A 15,935-nucleotide genomic window follows, 5' to 3' on the forward strand; every position below is an offset into this window, starting at 1 on the left:
TTTTCATGCCTCACCCACTGACTGAAGTAAAGATTCGCACTCTCACAAAACCGCCGCACGCGCCGGCCGAAGAACTGTCCGCGGACCTGTGCGTCGTCGGTGCCGGTATTGCCGGCATCTCCGCCGCGCTGACGGCGGCCAGGCTGGGACGAAGGGTAGTGATCGTTGACGCCTTGCCCGTTCTCGGCGGCCAGTGCGCCAATTCGCTGATCGGGCTGTTTTGCGGGGTTTTCGGCAACGGACCCGAATACCGGCAGCTCACCCACGGCATCTTCGATCCAATGTTCGAAGACCTGGCACGGACCGGCGACATTTCCTACAACTACCGGCACACCATCACCGTGAACTATGACGAGAACGCCGTCGGACGCTGGATGGAAACACAGATCGACCGGGCCGGGGTCATTCCGGTGACCGGCGCGTCCATCCTGGACGTAGAGAACGACGGCGGTCACCTGCGCGCCGTCGTTTTCGCCACCAGGTACGGGCTGATCCGGGTCAGTGCGGACTCTTTCATAGATGCGAGCGGTGACGCGGCGCTGACCTGGGAAGCAGGTTTGGAATGCCGGGTCCCTGAACGGACCATCTGGGGGTCCCAGCAGGTCCGGCTGGAAAACCTGGATCCTGAGCACGCTCCTCCGGCTGACGAACTGACCAACCGGGTAGCCGAGAAGGCAGACGAGTACGGTTTGCTCCGGCGAGACGGACTTGCCTTCTTCTTCCCGGGGCGGGATACCGCCGTCATGAACATGACCCACGTGGAAGCTCCGCTGCAAGTGATCGAAGCTTCCGCTGCCCAGCTGCGCGGCAAGGAACAGGCGGACAGGGTGGTCGACTTCCTGCGGGCCGAGTTCCCCGACGCCTTCGGACGGGCCACAGTCCGCCTTTATGGCTTCCCGGGGCGCCGGCAGACCAGGTGGATTGCAGGAGAGCACCAGCTCACCACTGATGAGGTGAAAACCGGCTTCCGTTTCGAGGATGCGGTGGCGCGTACCGCCTGGCCGATCGAGCTGCATGACCGGCCGGAGGGATACGTGTGGGACGTCTTTGATTCCGAGCACGTCCACTATGTGCCCCTGGGCAGTATCACTCCGCGCGGTGCGGTGAACCTGCTCGCAGCAGGACGCTGCGTTGACGGCGATGCTGCGGCCCTGTCCAGTGTGCGGGTGATGGGCCCCTGCGCGGCAATGGGTGAGGCGGCAGCCCATGCCCTTGACCTTGCGGACGGCGGCCCGGTTTCCGAGATTAACCTGGCCGACCTGCGTGAACGAATTCGGGCCAATATCGGCGAGGACGAAACAGCAGGCGGACAACCCGGAAGGGAGCAGGTTCTTGCAACTGACCGATGATGACAAGGCGATGCGTGACGGCCGGGACGGTTCCGCCGTCGCAGCCGCCATGGACCTGCTGATCCGCTACGGGGAAGGACTCGGTGCTGAGCGCCTGTGCAGCGTGCGCAACGTGGCCGGGACATCCACCCAGCCCACTCCGGCCAAGAACAAAATCGCCGCCGAGGGCGGTTGGAACAAGGCCTATGCCGTCATCAACCTGGACTGCGATGAGGACATCGAGATTCCGAAGATGCGTGTTCCCACCTGCCAGTTACAGCACGGCTTCAGCGCCGACGCACTCAACATCACGCCCTACAGCCCGCATTTGGTGGAACTGCAGGCAGACGCGGAATCCTTCGCGAGTGACCGGGGCATCAACATCCTGGCGACCTGTACCCCCTACCAGGTGGGCAACCTGCCGGTCCGCGGCGAACACATTGCCTGGATGGAGTCCTCAGCGGTTGTCTACGCCAACTCGGTGATCGGCGCGAAGTCCAACTGCGAAGGGACGGCCTCCACCGGCGCAGCCGGTCTCACAGGGCGGATCCCGTACTGGGGAAACCACCTCGACGCGAACCGGAAGGGCACTCACCTCATCAGGTCCGATGTGAGGATCGATTCCTTCCTGGACTGGGGCCTGTTCGGATACTTCACCGGGGACGTGGTGCAGGAAGAGCGTCCGGTCCTGACCGGGAACCTGGGATCACCGTCGTTGAACGACTTGAAGCATCTGGGCGCGGCACTGGCCACCAGCGGAGGCGTGGAAATCTTCCACCTGCCCGGCGTCACACCGGAGGCGCCCACCGTCAATGATGCCTTCGGACATACCACTGTCCCGGAAGCCGTTGCCTATACGGAGGCCGACCGGCAGGCCGCCTACGCTTCGCTGAACAGCCAGGGCGACTCCGAAGACGTGGACTTCATCCTGCTCGGCTGCCCCCATGCCTCCCTTGAGCAGATAGCCCAGATTGCCTCGCTGCTTGAGGGCAGGAAACTGAACCCGAACACCGAGCTGTGGGTGATGACGCCGCGCGCCCTGCGCGCCGTGGCAGACCGGAATGGATACTCCGCGGTGATTGAACGTGCCGGGGGACGGCTGCTCACGGATTCGTGTCCTGCCATGTCACGGGTTGCGCCGGAAGGAACCAGGGTCTTCGCTACGGACAGCGCAAAACAGGCGCACTACCTGCCGGCAATCCTGGGCATCGAAGCGTGGTTTGGAACTACGGAGGACTGTGTCCGGGCGGCCCTGACAGGCAAGTGGAACGGGGTCCTGCAGTGAGCATCCCGGATCAGGACACGGCACCGCAGGCGGCTGAGGCAGAACCCGGCGGGGCGACGGGGATCCCGGACCACGTTGTACTGCGGGGACGTGGAATCGTCCCCGGGAAGACGCGGGGCTTGGCTCTTGTTTCGCCTGCCACTATTTCCGGTTGGGGCGGGATCGACCCGGCTACAGGCACCATCATAGAGCGGCGCCATCCCCTCTGCGGGGTGTCATTCGCGGGCAGGGTCCTGGTCTTCCCAGGCGCCAAGGGCTCATCAGGATGGTCCGGATTCTTTCAAAGCACCCGGCTTCTTGGTGCGGCCCCAGCGGCCATGGTTTTCAGCAAGATGAGCACGAAGGCCGTGCTTGGCGCCGTCGTCACCAGGGTTCCAACGGTCAGTGAGCTGGACGAGGATCCCGTACAGGTCATTCGGACAGGTGACCTCGTTGAGGTGGACGCCTACTCCGGAACGGTGACTATCCTGCAGCGGGCAGCCGAACTCCCTGGCACCTGAGAAGGTTCCCTGGAGTTCGGCTTCCAACCGGGTAACTGCGGAAGCCGGGAGCTGGCTAGCAGCCGCTGCCGTCGACGGCGCAGGCTCCGCTTTCGGCGGCGATGGGCTGCAGCGGCTGCCGGCTTTCTGCCCAGGCCTGGGAGAGCGCCTGGGTGAATACCTCTTCGGGCTGCGCTCCGGAAATGCCGTACTTTCGGTCCAGCACGAAGAACGGGACGCCGCTGACGCCCAGGGCCCGGGCCTCGGCGATGTCTGCGTTCACTGAATCGGTGTACTCGCTCCCTGCCAGGACGCTGCGCACTGCTTCGGGATCCAGCCCGGCCTCTGCTCCGATCCCGGCCAGCACATCGTGGCTGGAAATGTCCCGGCCCTGCTCGAAGTGGGCGGCGAGGAGCGCTTCCTGCACCCCGGCAGCAGCTTCGGCGCCGCGCAGGTCATGGGCAAGGTGAATGAGGCGGTGCGCGGTGAAAGTGTTTGCGACCTTGAGCTCATCGAACCGGTAGCTCAGGCCAACACCGGCAGCCTGGGCGGTGACGTGGTCCAGCATCCCGGAAACCTGGGCCGGGTCCATGCCCTTGACCTTGCTGAGGTACTCGACTTCCGTGCCCTCGAAACGCTCGGGCAGCGTGGGGTCCAGCTGGTAGCTGCGCCAGCGGACTTCCACCTCCGGAGCGTGCTCGAAGCGGGACAGGGCAGCCTCAAACCGCCGCTTGCCAATGAAACACCAGGGGCATCCGATATCGGACCAGATTTCTACCAACACATCCGTCGGCAACAAATGCCCCGGGGATTTCTATTCCCCGGGGCCGGACGCACCGTTCCGTGCGGGCGGTTCGTGTGGAATGATCCCGGACATGAAACTCACCAGGCAGACACTCGTCATCGACGCTCCGGACCTCAATGTTGAAAGCGCGTTCTGGGCGTCGCTGCTCGGTGGAACGGCCATCGAGCAGGACGATGACTGGCACAGCGTTCAGGTAGATGGGCAAAAGGTCCTCGCCATCCAGCTGGCACCGGACCACGTCCGGCCGCAGTGGCCGGACGGCCAGCCGCAGCAGATGCACCTGGACCTCCACGTGGAAGACCTGGCCTCGGCGCATGCCGAAGTGCTGTCCCTGGGGGCGGAGCTGCTGCAGGCTTCCGAGGACACCACGGCGCCAACCGGTTTCCAGGTCTATGCGGATCCGGCAGGACACCCGTTCTGCCTGTGCTGGGGCGAGGGCTAGCTGCGCGCGCCGGCCTCCGCCGTCGTGCTTTCCGGTGTTCCGGTTTCATCCGCGAGCACCGCGCGCTCCCTGCCGTTGCCGCGGACCCAGATGCGGTAGGCGGCGAAGAGGAAGCCGATCCAGACGACGCCCACCACCAGCGCCACGCGGGTGTCCGGCATGACGCCCAGCAGCACCACAATGAAGATCATGAAGGCCAGCGCCGCGTAGGAGGCAACAGGCCAGAACGGCACACCGAATTCCGACGCCGGCATGCCCTTGCGAGAAATCTCCCGCTTCATCGCGATGTGGGAGAGCAGGATCATCAGCCATACCCACACGGTGGCGAACGTGGCGATGGAGGCGATAAGCAGGAACAGGGACTCGGGCAGCACGGCGTTCAGAACGACGCCGACGAGCAGGACGGCGGCCATGACGGCTACCGTCATCCACGGCACGCCCCGGCGGGAAATCCTGGCGAAGGCTGCAGGTGCCTGGCCCTGCTGGGCGAGGGAGAACATCATGCGGCCGGCGCCGAAGGTGTCCGAGTTGATCGCTGAGAGGGCCGCCGTGATCACCACGGCGTTGAGGATGTGCGCTGCGGCGGGAATGCCCAGCGAGTCGAAGATCTGCACGAACGGGCTGGTTTCGCCGTCTATCTGTTCCCACGGGAAGATCATCATGAGCACGGACAGCGCGCCCACGTAGAAGAGCAGGATGCGCACCGGCACGGTGTTCACCGCCGCGGGGATGGCCTTTTTGGGGTTCTCCGCTTCACCGGCGGTGATGCCGATGGTTTCAATACCGCCAAAGGCGAACATCACCACGGCGAAGGAGGCCAGCAGGCCCCAGAAGCCGTTGGCGAAGAAGCCGCCGGAGCCCAGCAGGGTTTCCAGGCCGGGATTGGCTGCGTCCTCCAGGCCGAAGCCGAAGACGATGATGGCAGCGCCGCCGGCAATCATGGCAATGATGGCGCTGACCTTGATGATGGAGAGCCAGAACTCGGTTTCCCCAAACACCTTCACCCGCATCAGGTTCAGCGCGGCAATAAAGAGCACGACGGCGAGGATCCAGATCCAGCGCGGCACGTCCGGGAACCAGAAGCCCATGTAGATGCCAAAGGCCGTCACATCCGCGATCGCCACGATCGCCATTTCGAAGGCGAACGTCCAGCCGGTGATGAACCCGGCGAAGGGGCCGAGGTAGCGGCTGGCGTACTGCCCAAAGGAACCGGAGACCGGATGCCGGACGGCCATCTCGCCCAGTGCCCGCATCACCAGGAAGACTGCCGCGCCGCCAACGATGTAGGCGAGGAGCACGGCCGGTCCGGCCGCCTGGATGGCTGCCGCGGAGCCGTAGAAGAGTCCGGTGCCAATTGCGGAGCCGAGGGCCATGAAACGGATGTGCCGGACGTTCAGTCCGCGGGCCAGGGCGTGGCCGAAGGAAGACATGGAAAAACACCTTGAGCTGGGGGATGAGCCGCAACAGCGGCCAATCAATGGTACGCCTCCCGGCCGGGACCGGCGTCGATACGTGGTGCTCCCCACAGATGCGCGGCCCCGGGCACATGGAAGCGGGGCCGGACGCTTTCGCATCCGGCCCCGCTGTTTAGCCAAGCCTAGGCAGCTGCCGCCGGTTCACGCGATTCGTGCAGGAACCGGGCGTAGGCCGGAACGGTCAGGAAGGTGGGGAACTGCTCGCCGCAGGCCACTTCCTCGAACAGCTCCAGGGCGTCGTCAAAGCGGTCGCCGTCGAAGCGTTCCAGCTTGGCGAACTCTTCTTCCATCAGTTCCTGGACCCAGTGGGGGGTCACCACGTCGCCCTCGTCCGTGACGGCGGAGGAGTGGATCCACTGCCACACCTGGGACCGGGAGATCTCCGCGGTGGCGGCGTCTTCCATCAGGTTGTTGATGGCAGCGGCGCCATTGCCCCGCAGCCAGGACTCGATGTAGCGGATGCCTACCTCGATGTTGCTGCGGATGCCGGTCTCGGTGATGACGCCCGGAGTCGCCGCGATGTTCAGCAGTTCCTTGTCATTGGGGATGACGTCCTCGCGGGAGCGGTCCAGCTGGTTCGGGCGCTCGCCCAGGACGCCGTCGAACACCTCCATGGCCACAGGCACCAGGTCCGGGTGGGCCACCCAGGAGCCGTCGAAGCCGTCGTTCGCTTCACGGGTCTTGTCCGCGCGCACCCGCTCCATGGCGACGTCGTTCGCTGCCTTGTCCCGGCGGTTGGGAATGAAGGCCGCCATGCCGCCGATTGCATGGGCGCCGCGGCGGTGGCAGGCCCGCACCAGCTGCTCGGTGTAGGAGCGCATGAACGGGGCGGTCATGGTGACCATGTTGCGGTCCGGCAGGATGAACCGGGGGCCGCGGGTGCGGAAGTTCTTGATCACCGAGAAGATGTAGTCCCAGCGGCCGGCGTTCAGTCCGGCAGCGTGGTCCCGCAGCTCGTAGAGGATCTCTTCCATCTCGAAGGCGGCGGTGATGGTTTCGATCAGCACCGTGGCGCGGATGGTGCCCTGCGGAATGCCGAGCAGGTCCTGGGCCAGGATGAAGATGTCATTCCACAGGCGGGCTTCGAGGTGGTTCTCGATCTTCGGCAGGTAGAAGTACGGGCCGCGGCCTTCGGCGATCAGCCGGTGCGCGTTGTGGAAGAAGTAGAGGCCAAAGTCCACGATTCCGCCGGCGATGGGCGTGTTATTCACCAGCATGTGCTTTTCCGGCAGGTGCCAGCCGCGCGGGCGCACCACAATGGTGGGCAGCTCGGTCAGCCGGGATCCGCTGACCTTGTATTCCTTGCCCTCGGGGGAGGTGAACCCCAGCCGGTTGTCCAGGGCGTCGCGCAGGTTCAGCTGGCCGTTGATCACGTTGGCCCACGACGGCGTGGAGGAGTCCTCCATGTCCGCCAGCCACACCTTGGCTCCCGAGTTCAGGGCGTTGATGGTCATCTTGCGGTCCACCGGGCCGGTGATCTCCACGCGGCGGTCTTCCAGGCCGGGAGCGGTGGGAGCCACGCGCCAGGTGTCGTCATCGCGGATGTGGCGGGTCTCGGCCAGGAAGGACGGGTCTGCGCCGTTGGAGATCTTCTGCCGACGGGCCTGGCGCTGCTGCAGCAGTTCCTGCCGGCGGGTGTGGGTCGCCTGGTGCAGCGCCTTGACGAAGTCCAGGGCCTGCGGGGTGAGGATTTCCTCCTGCCGGCGGACCGGCGACGCGGTGAGGGAAATGCCGTTCAGGGTGATGGGATCGTTCATGGCGTGCTCCTTGGCGTGTTTCTAAAAGTTTGGGTCCCCGCCCCCTTTATCGAGATGACAGAAAGTGCTCTTTTCGAGGCTCTAACGTGCAGTTTCTGCTATTTCGATGGGGAGGGGACGGGGGTGCTGCTGATTAGTGGAACTGGGCGGTTTCGGTGGAGCCGGCCAGTGCCAGGGTGCTGCCCTCGGGGTTCAGGGCGGTGGCAATAGCGTCGAAGTAGCCGGTGCCGACTTCGCGCTGGTGACGGGTGGCGGTGTAGCCGCGGTCTTCGGCGCCGAACTCGCGCTCCTGCAGTTCCACGTAGGCGCTCATGCCGGAACGGGCGTAGCCGTGGGCGAGGTCGAACATGGAGTAGTTCAGGGCGTGGAAGCCGGCCAGGGTGATGAACTGGAACTTGAAGCCCATGGCGCCGAGCTCGCGCTGGAACTTGGCGATGGTGTCGTCATCCAGGTGCTTCTTCCAGTTGAAGGACGGCGAGCAGTTGTAGGCCAGCATCTGGTCCGGGAACTCGGAGCGGACGGCTTCGGAGAACTTGCGGGCCATTTCCAGGTCCGGGGTGCCGGTCTCCATCCAGATGAGGTCGGAGTACGGTGCGTAGGCCTTGGCCCGGGCGATGCAGGGTTCAATGCCGTTGCGGACCTTGTAGAAGCCTTCCGCCGTGCGCTCGCCGGTGATGAACTCCTGGTCCCGCTCGTCGACGTCGGAGGTGATCAGGGTGGCGGCCTCGGCGTCGGTCCGGGCGATCACCACGGTGGGCGTGCCGGCGACGTCGGCTGCCAGGCGGGCAGCGTTCAGGGTGCGGATGTGCTGGCTGGTGGGGATGAGGACCTTGCCGCCGAGGTGGCCGCACTTCTTCTCCGAGGCGAGCTGGTCCTCCCAGTGAACGCCCGAGGCGCCGGCCTGGATCATGGACTTCATCAGCTCGTAGGCGTTCAGCGGGCCGCCGAAGCCGGCTTCGGCGTCGGCCACGATCGGCACCAGGTAGTCATCCACGGACTGGATGCCTTCGGCGAACTCGATCTGGTCTGCGCGGAGCAGGGCGTTGTTGATGCGGCGGACAACGGTGGGGACCGAGTTGGCCGGGTAGAGCGACTGGTCCGGGTACGTGTGGCCGGAGTTATTGGCGTCGGCTGCCACCTGCCAGCCGGAGAGGTAGATGGCCTTCAGGCCGGCCTTGACCTGCTGCACGGCCTGGTTGCCGGTCAGGGCACCAAGAGCGTTGGTGTAGCCCTCGTCCCCGGCATTGCGGAGCTGGTCCCACAGCTTCTCGGCGCCGCGGCGGGCCAGCGTGTGCTCTTCCTGGACGCGGCCACGGAGCTTGACGACGTCCTCGGCAGTGTAGTCGCGCTCAATGCCGTCCCAGCGGGGATCGCTGGCCCATTCCTGGGCGAGCTGCTCTGCGGTGCGTGCGGTGCTGGCTTCCTGCGTCATGCCTAACGTCTCCTTGGTTGCGGTGCGAACCGGCTGTGAAGCCGGCATTTCCTTGCTGTGCAATCAACACTCGGGCAATAACAAGCCCCTTTCTAGGTGTTTTCTATGGAAAGAAATGCACTTCTTCGCTTATTGTGAATTTGTGACGAGCGCAACATGGAACCGGCCCATTTCAACCGGTACATCGAACGACGGCGGCGCGGCCGACTCCTCGCTGGACGTCATCTCCCTGGGCCGCCGGGTGCGGCACCTGCGCAAGGCCAAGGGCATGACACTCGATGACCTTGGCGCCGCCGTCGGGACCGTGGCCTCCCAGCTCTCATTGATCGAAAACGGCAAGCGTGAGCCGAAACTGGGGCTGCTGCAGGCCCTGGCCAAGGCGCTGGACGTGAGCATCGACCAGTTGCTCGGCTCGGAGCCGCCCAGCCGCCGGGCCGCACTCGAAATCGAGCTTGAGCGCGCGCAGCGCGGCCCGCTGTACCAGTCCCTGGGCCTGCCGAAGGTTCGCACTTCTTCGCGTCTGCCCCTTGATGTGCTGGAATCCCTCGTCGGCCTGCAGGCCGAACTGGAACGCCGGCTGAACGAACAGGTGGCCACTCCGGAGGAAGCGCGACGAGCCAACGGGGAGCTGCGGGCGATGATGCGGGAGCGCAACAACTACTTCCCCGAGTACGAACAGGCCGCCCAGAAAGTGCTGGATTCAGTGGGCCATACCAACGGTCCGCTGTCCCAGCACGTCATTGCGGATATCGCCGCCCACCTTGGATTCAGCCTGCACCACGTCTCTGACCTGCCGCATTCCACGCGCTCCGTGACGGACCTGAAGAACAAGCGCATCTACCTGACGCAGTCCCAGCGCTCCGAACATGATCCGCGCTCGGTCCTGCTGCAGGCACTGGGCCACTACGTGCTGGATCACCAGACGCCGCGCAGCTACGGCGAGTTCCTCAGCCAGCGCGTGGCGACCAACTATTTCGCCGCGGCACTGCTGCTGCCGGAGAAAGCCACGGTCGAGTTCCTGCAGCGGGCCAAGACCGCCAAGGAAATCGCCGTCGAGGACATTCGTGACGCTTTTGCCGTCTCCTACGAAACCGCGGCGCACCGCTTCACCAACCTGGCCACGGAACATCTGGGTATCCGCACGCACTTCCAGAAAGTGCATGAGAGCGGCATTGTCTACAAGGCCTATGAGAACGACGGCGTAACGTTCCCTTCCGACCACACCGGCGCCATCGAGGGCCAGCCGATCTGCCGGTACTGGACCAGCCGCGAGGTGTTCTCGGTTCCGGACAAATTCAGTGCGTACAACCAGTACACGGATACACCGGCCGGAACGTTCTGGTGCACTGCACGTACCGAGCGCAGCTCCGGGGGGCTGTTCTCGCTGAGCATCGGCGTTCCGTACGCGCACGTGAAGTGGTTCCGCGGCCGGGACACCACCGAGCGCTCCAAATCCCGCTGCCCGGATCCTGACTGCTGCCGCACGCCGCCTGCGGAGCTGGCCACTGAATGGTCCGGCATGGCCTGGCCCAGCGCCCGGGCGCATTCGCACCTGCTCGCCGCGCTGCCTCCGGGTGCCTTCCCCGGCGTGGACGAGACCGAGGTGTACAGCTTCCTGCAGGCGCACTCCGGGGACTGAGTGCCCTTCGAAAGGACGCTCAGTCCCCGGATCACGAGGCGTGGGGGCTGACACCGGCCGCCGGTCCCCGCATCACCGGGAGGAGCCCCGGGGGATAGGGTGAATTGATGGTTATGGAATCCAACAAGACAGCGCTGGTCATCGGAGGAAGCGGCATCGCCGGATCGTCCATCATTCGACGGCTGAACCAGGAGGGCGGCTGGACGGTACTTTCACTGTCCCGGAACCCCGTGAGCGGCTCGGATTCCCGGCATATCCCTGCCGACCTGCTGGCAGCAGACAGTCTCGCGGATGCCCTCCGCGGGGAAAAGCCTACCCACGTGTTTTTCACGGCCTGGGCACGGCAGGACACCGAGGAAGAAAACATCCGCGTCAACCGAGCGATGCTGAGGAATGTGCTCCGGGCCCTCGAACACGCCCCGGTTGAACACGTGGCACTCATGACCGGCCTCAAGCACTATCTGGGCCCGTTCGAAGCGTACGGAGCGGGGCCGGTTCCGGACACTCCATTCCGGGAAGAAGAGCCCCGGCTGCCCGTCGACAACTTCTACTACGCGCAGGAAGACGAACTCTGGGCGGCCGCTGAAAAGCAGGGCTTCCGCTGGTCGGTACACCGGTCGCACACCGTGGTTGGCCACGCCGTCGGCAATGCCATGAACATGGGGCTGACCCTGGCCGCACAGGCCACTATCTGCAGGAAACTGGGCAGGCCCTTCATCTTCCCGGGCTCGGAAACCCAGTGGAATGGTCTCACGGATGTCACCGACGGAAACCTTCTTGCCGAGCACATGATGTGGGCAGCGACCACCGAAGAAGCCGGCAACCAGGCCTACAACGTGGTCAACGGTGATGTTTTTCGCTGGCGCTGGATGTGGCCAAAACTGGCGGCCTATTTCGGTGTGGAAGCCGAAGGGTTCAAGGATTCCCCACGCCCCCTCGAACAGCAGATGCTGGGCATGGAACAGGTGTGGTCGGACATCGCCGCCGAGGAGGGGCTCAGCGAGGCAAACCTTGCCCGCATCGCGTCCTGGTGGCACACGGATGCAGACCTGGGGCGCACCATGGAGGTCCTCGCGGATATGAGTAAGAGCCGTCTCGCCGGCTTCACCGGCTACCGCCGCACGGAAGACAGCTTCCTGCAGCTGTTCGACCAGTACCGCGCGGACCGGATCATTCCCTGATCAGTCCCCGCCCCTGAATCGAGATGACAGAAACTGCCCGTTAGAGCCCGGATTCGGGCAGTTTCTGTCATCTCGATGCGGGAGACGGGAAGCGGGAGGCGGGAACCCGGCGGGCGCCGGGCTATCCAGCCGAGGGCAGGGTGAGGATCTCGGCGCCGTCGTCCGTGATGATGATGGTGTGTTCGCTGTGCGCGGTGAGCGCCCCCGTCGCGCTGCGCAGTGTCCAGCCGTCGGCGTCGAACGTGAGCTGGTCCGTGTCCTCCATGACCCACGGCTCGAGCGCGAGCATTAGCCCCGGTTGCAGCACGTAGCCGCGGCCCGGACGCCCCGTGTTGGGAACGTGCGGGTCCTGGTGCATGGTAGAGCCGATTCCGTGTCCGCCGAATTCAGTGTTCACCGGGTACCCGGCGCCGGACAGCACCGTGCCGATCGCGTAGGAAAGGTCACCGATCTTCGCCCCCGGACGTGCCGCGGCGATGCCGGCGGCCAGCGCCCGTTCGGTGGCATCGATCAGCTTTACGCTTTCAGCCGGCCGGCTGGTACCGACGATGAAGCTGATGGCCGAGTCAGCGGCAATCCCGTCCTTGGAGACCGCGAGGTCCAGGGTCAGCAGATCTCCGTCCTGCAGCTTGTAGTCATGCGGAAGGCCGTGCAGCACTGCGTCGTTCACACCTGTGCAGATGTAGTGTCCAAAGGGGCCGCGGCCAAATGAGGGCGCGTAGTCGATGTAGCAGGATTCGGCACCGGCGTCCTTGATCATCTGCCCCGTCCACTGGTCTATTTCCAGCAGGTTGGTGCCGACGGTTGCGCGCGATTCCATGGCCTGGAGAATGTCTGCGACGAGCCGGCCGGTAACCCGGGCCTTCGCCACTTCAGCTGCGTTCAGGATCTCGATCATGTGGTGCCTTTCATGGGGCAGGAGAATTGGCGTCTGTTCTGCATTCTGGCAGACCGTCTAGGGTGTAGGCATGCCCGAGATGCCTGAAGTGCAGGGACTCGCCGATTTCCTGCGGACCAAACTGCTGCCGGACGGCGGCTCGCCCGCGCAGGTTGCCGACGTCGAAGTGCTTTCCTTCGCTGTGCTGAAAACGGCTGGGGTGCCGCTGGAGGCGTTGCAGGAAGGCCCCGTGACGGCAGTGCAGCGCCGCGGAAAATACCTGATCATTACGGCCGGGGGAGTGCACCTGGTGATGCATCTGGCCAAGGCCGGCTGGCTGCGCTGGTCCGATGCGCTGAAGCCCGGCAAACTGCGTCCGGGCAAGGGGCGCATGGCGCTGCGCGTCCGCTTCGCAGCAGCGGAGCCCGGTGGGGACGAACCCGGTTTTGACCTCACCGAGGCTGGAACCAAAAAGTCCCTGGCTGTCTACCTGGTCCGGGATCCGGCCGAGGTGCCGGGCATTGCCCGGCTGGGTCCGGAAGCGTTCGACGTCGATGAGCCCACGTTCGCGGAGCTGGTCGCCGGCCACCGGGGCCAGATCAAGGGCCTGCTGCGGGACCAGTCAGTCATAGCGGGGATCGGCAACGCCTACAGCGATGAAATCCTTCACGCGGCGCATCTGTCCCCGTTCGCGAACGCGTCAAAACTCCAGCCGGAGGAAACCAAACGGCTGTACGAGGCAATGCGCGCGGTGCTGGAGTCCGCCATCGACAACGCCGCCGGGCGTCCGGCAGCGGAGCTGAAGGACTCAAAGCGCCGGGCTCTGCGGGTCCACGCCCGCGCCGGGGAACCGTGCCCCGTCTGTGGCGACACCGTACGGGAAGTGTCCTTCGCTGATTCGTCCCTGCAGTACTGTCCCACCTGCCAGACCGGGGGAAAGCTGCTCGCTGACCGCAGGATGTCCCGGCTGCTCAAATAGTCTGCCGTGCGGGTCTGCAGGACCAGGCGCGGAAGTGTGGCGGAATTGTGACGGCCACCACCAGGGGCTCATGTAACTTATAGACAACACATGTTGCTTATAAGAAACCAAGAACTTTATTGGTGGAATCCCGCCCGGCCCCGCACCCCCTAGGACACCCATGAACCTCTACCGCCGCCTTGACCGGCACCTGCAGCAGAGCAACGAAGGCTCCGGCCCCGTGCGCGGCACCCTGTCCGCGCCGCGCATTGGCATGATCTGGCTGGCAGCCAACTTCGTGGTGACAACCCTGCTCACGGGCACCCTGATTGTTCCCGGTGTCAGCTTTGGTTCCGCGGTGTGGATGATTATCCTCGGCACTCTCCTGGGCGCCGTCGTCCTGACCTTGATCGGCAACATTGGGACGCGCACCGGGCTTCCAACCATGGCCATCACCCGCGGAGCATTCGGTGCCAGGGGAAGCCTGGTGCCGGTGGCAGCGAACGTAGTGATCCTGATGGGCTGGAGCTGGGTCCAGGCAATGCTGGCCGGCGTGACGGTCAACTATGTAGTGGAGCAGTTCACCGGCTTCTCCAGCCCGGTGCTCTTCGCAGTGCTCTGCCAAACCCTGGTTGTTTTCCTTGCCATTCTGGGCCACGGCGGTATTGCCAAAGTGGAGCCGTGGCTGGCCGTAGTCATTCTGGCCATCATGGTTTACGTCTTCGTCAGCGCCTTTACCACCTTCAGCCCCGCCGAGTTCGGCGGGATCGAGGTGGATGAGTCGCTTGGGTACACGAACTTCATGGTGCTGGACATCGTCATTGCCACGGCCATTTCCTGGACAGTGCTCTCGGCGGACTTCAACCGGCTCGCCAGGTCCAGCCGTGCCGGAATCATTGGATCCGGCGTTGGCTACACCATCTCGACGACGCTGGCCATGGTCCTGGGCGCGACGGCGATCGGCTACGTGATTCTCTCCGGGGATGCGGCTGCGTCCTTCGACCCCACCGTGATTGTGAGCGCTTTCGGCACTCCGCTGGCGATCGTGATCTTCATGTCCGTCATGGCCACCAACACCATGGTGGTCTACGGCATGGTCACCTCCGTGGTGAATGCACAGGTACGGTGGAAGGCCCGTTTCCTGCCAACTTCGCTTGCCGTCGGAGCCATCGCCATTGCCGGATCAACCTGGATGGCGCTCCTGGACCAGTTCACCGGATTCCTGGTCATGATCGGGGCGTTCTTTGTTCCTGTCTTCGCGATCATGATCGTGGACTACTACATCATCAGGCGCGGCAGCTACAGCAGGGACATTCTTCGTCCCAGCGGTGGCGCGTACTGGTACACCGCCGGCGTGAACTGGGCGGCTATCGCGGTGTGGCTGGTGGGGGCCGGCGCTTCCTACGTGCTGACCTACATCTGGCCCAGCCCGGTGGGTGCCACCATCCCGGCCTTCGTGCTGACCTTTGTGCTCTACTTCGCTGTGTCAGCCAGAAAACGTGCGCGCACCGCAGCCGGTCCGGGGCTGCAGCCCGCCGAGGGGGACGGACTGCCGTACCGTGCCCCGGCAGCCGCGGAATAGGCCCGAATTGGCCATCGTCGACCTGACCCACATGGTTTCCTCCGGAATGCAGGTCTTCCCCGGTGACCCGGAGGTGGAGATCACTGGTGCATTGAGCATCAGCGCGGACGGAGCCCAGGTGGCGCGCCTGCATCTTGGCAGCCACAGCGGAACCCATGTCGATGCGCCCTGCCACAGCATTGAAGGCGGCCGCACCACCTGCGAGGTTGGGCTGGAGGAACTGACGGGCGAAGCCCTGGTGCTGCACCTTCCGCACCTGGAAGCGGATGCGGAGATCGCCTGGCACCACCTGGCCGGCCAGGTTCCTGGAACAGTGCCGCGGATAGTCCTGCTGGCCACCGGATGGGACCGCCTCTTTGGCACAGGGGAGTACCTGTCGCACCCCGTTCTATCCCCGGCTGCGGCGGAAGAGCTGTGGAGCCGGGGCATGCGGGTGCTGGCGGTTGACACCCTGAACCCGGACCGGACACTGCAGCCCGGGCAGGAGTTCAGCCTGCCGGTCCATGAGCTTGTCCTTGGCTCCGACGGGCTGATCGTCGAGAACGTCCGTGGTGCGGCTGCGCTGCCTTCCCGCTGCCGGGTGGGATTCTTTCCCCTACATCTCGCCGCAGCGGACGGAGCGCCGGTACGCGCCGTTGCCTGGGTCTAGCGCACTGGCCACGTAACAGGAGCGGGCCCGGGAGAATCTCCCGGGC

Annotated in this window: 14 protein-coding genes; 9 read left to right on the plus strand and 5 right to left on the minus strand. The window is 64.8% G+C overall.

Annotated elements, in window-relative coordinates; genetic code table 11:
* Positions 1-5 precede the first annotated feature (5 nt).
* Genes ACSLGO_RS06955 through ACSLGO_RS06965 form a run of 3 tightly spaced genes read left to right on the plus strand, consistent with a single transcriptional unit; the run spans position 6 to position 3,113 of the window.
* Complete coding sequence (locus ACSLGO_RS06955) at positions 6-1,349, plus strand: FAD-dependent oxidoreductase (protein ID WP_091608377.1); 1,344 nt, start codon at positions 6-8, stop codon at positions 1,347-1,349.
* Entirely contained in the window at positions 1,333-2,613 is a 1,281-nt protein-coding gene (locus ACSLGO_RS06960) for an aconitase X (RefSeq protein WP_436400728.1), read from the plus strand. The genes ACSLGO_RS06955 and ACSLGO_RS06960 overlap by 17 nt, the downstream gene beginning before the upstream one ends.
* Entirely contained in the window at positions 2,610-3,113 is a 504-nt protein-coding gene (locus tag ACSLGO_RS06965; RefSeq protein ID WP_386887788.1) for an aconitase X swivel domain-containing protein, read from the plus strand. Before ACSLGO_RS06960 ends, ACSLGO_RS06965 begins: the two co-directional genes overlap by 4 nt.
* Positions 3,114-3,168: 55 nt before the next feature.
* Here ACSLGO_RS06965 and ACSLGO_RS06970 read toward each other — a convergent pair whose 3' ends face one another.
* Positions 3,169-3,876 (minus strand): DsbA family oxidoreductase, encoded by a 708-nt coding sequence (locus tag ACSLGO_RS06970; protein WP_436400729.1) that lies wholly within the window; start codon positions 3,874-3,876, stop codon positions 3,169-3,171.
* 91 nt (positions 3,877-3,967) lie between these two features.
* Here ACSLGO_RS06970 and ACSLGO_RS06975 point away from each other — a divergent pair, with 91 nt between their 5' ends.
* A complete protein-coding gene (locus ACSLGO_RS06975; protein ID WP_436400730.1) occupies positions 3,968-4,339 on the plus strand; it encodes a VOC family protein in 372 nt (123 codons plus the stop codon).
* Here ACSLGO_RS06975 and ACSLGO_RS06980 read toward each other — a convergent pair.
* From ACSLGO_RS06980 to aceA, 3 genes are all read right to left on the minus strand, one after another.
* The gene (locus tag ACSLGO_RS06980) at positions 4,336-5,769 is read right to left on the minus strand and encodes an amino acid permease (protein ID WP_436400731.1); all 1,434 of its coding nucleotides are present in this window, start codon (positions 5,767-5,769) and stop codon (positions 4,336-4,338) included. The two genes, ACSLGO_RS06975 and ACSLGO_RS06980, sit on opposite strands and share 4 nt — an antisense overlap.
* Before the next feature lie 167 nt (positions 5,770-5,936).
* Positions 5,937-7,571: a malate synthase A gene (gene aceB / locus ACSLGO_RS06985; protein ID WP_325786729.1), complete on the minus strand. Its 1,635-nt coding sequence runs from the start codon at positions 7,569-7,571 to the stop codon at positions 5,937-5,939.
* 133 nt (positions 7,572-7,704) lie between these two features.
* Complete coding sequence (gene aceA / locus ACSLGO_RS06990) at positions 7,705-9,003, minus strand: isocitrate lyase (RefSeq protein ID WP_091608363.1); 1,299 nt, start codon at positions 9,001-9,003, stop codon at positions 7,705-7,707.
* 115 nt (positions 9,004-9,118) lie between these two features.
* Here aceA and ACSLGO_RS06995 point away from each other — a divergent pair, with 115 nt between their 5' ends.
* Together ACSLGO_RS06995 and ACSLGO_RS07000 are read left to right on the plus strand one after the other, a co-directional pair.
* The gene (locus ACSLGO_RS06995) at positions 9,119-10,642 is read left to right on the plus strand and encodes a helix-turn-helix domain-containing protein (RefSeq protein ID WP_436400733.1); all 1,524 of its coding nucleotides are present in this window, start codon (positions 9,119-9,121) and stop codon (positions 10,640-10,642) included.
* Between the two features lie 107 nt (positions 10,643-10,749).
* Positions 10,750-11,823 carry an SDR family oxidoreductase gene (locus ACSLGO_RS07000; RefSeq protein WP_433122747.1) on the plus strand — a complete coding sequence of 358 codons (1,074 nt, stop codon included), beginning with the start codon at positions 10,750-10,752 and terminating at the stop codon, positions 11,821-11,823.
* Between the two features lie 121 nt (positions 11,824-11,944).
* On the opposite strand, the gene map is transcribed toward ACSLGO_RS07000, so the two are convergent.
* A complete protein-coding gene (gene map / locus ACSLGO_RS07005; protein ID WP_325786727.1) occupies positions 11,945-12,721 on the minus strand; it encodes a type I methionyl aminopeptidase in 777 nt (258 codons plus the stop codon).
* A 70-nt stretch (positions 12,722-12,791) separates the two neighbouring features.
* Here map and ACSLGO_RS07010 point away from each other — a divergent pair, with 70 nt between their 5' ends.
* The 3 genes from ACSLGO_RS07010 to ACSLGO_RS07020 all read left to right on the plus strand — a co-directional run bounded on the left by ACSLGO_RS07010 (position 12,792) and on the right by ACSLGO_RS07020 (position 15,889).
* Positions 12,792-13,679: an Fpg/Nei family DNA glycosylase gene (locus ACSLGO_RS07010; protein ID WP_436400734.1), complete on the plus strand. Its 888-nt coding sequence runs from the start codon at positions 12,792-12,794 to the stop codon at positions 13,677-13,679.
* A 160-nt stretch (positions 13,680-13,839) separates the two neighbouring features.
* Positions 13,840-15,240 carry a purine-cytosine permease family protein gene (locus tag ACSLGO_RS07015; protein WP_386887799.1) on the plus strand — a complete coding sequence of 467 codons (1,401 nt, stop codon included), beginning with the start codon at positions 13,840-13,842 and terminating at the stop codon, positions 15,238-15,240.
* A 7-nt stretch (positions 15,241-15,247) separates the two neighbouring features.
* Positions 15,248-15,889 (plus strand): cyclase family protein, encoded by a 642-nt coding sequence (locus ACSLGO_RS07020; protein ID WP_386887801.1) that lies wholly within the window; start codon positions 15,248-15,250, stop codon positions 15,887-15,889.
* The last annotated feature ends 46 nt before the right edge of the window (positions 15,890-15,935 follow it).

This window comes from Arthrobacter sp. IK3 (assembly GCF_051337705.1).
Classification (GTDB): domain Bacteria; phylum Actinomycetota; class Actinomycetes; order Actinomycetales; family Micrococcaceae; genus Arthrobacter_B; species Arthrobacter_B koreensis.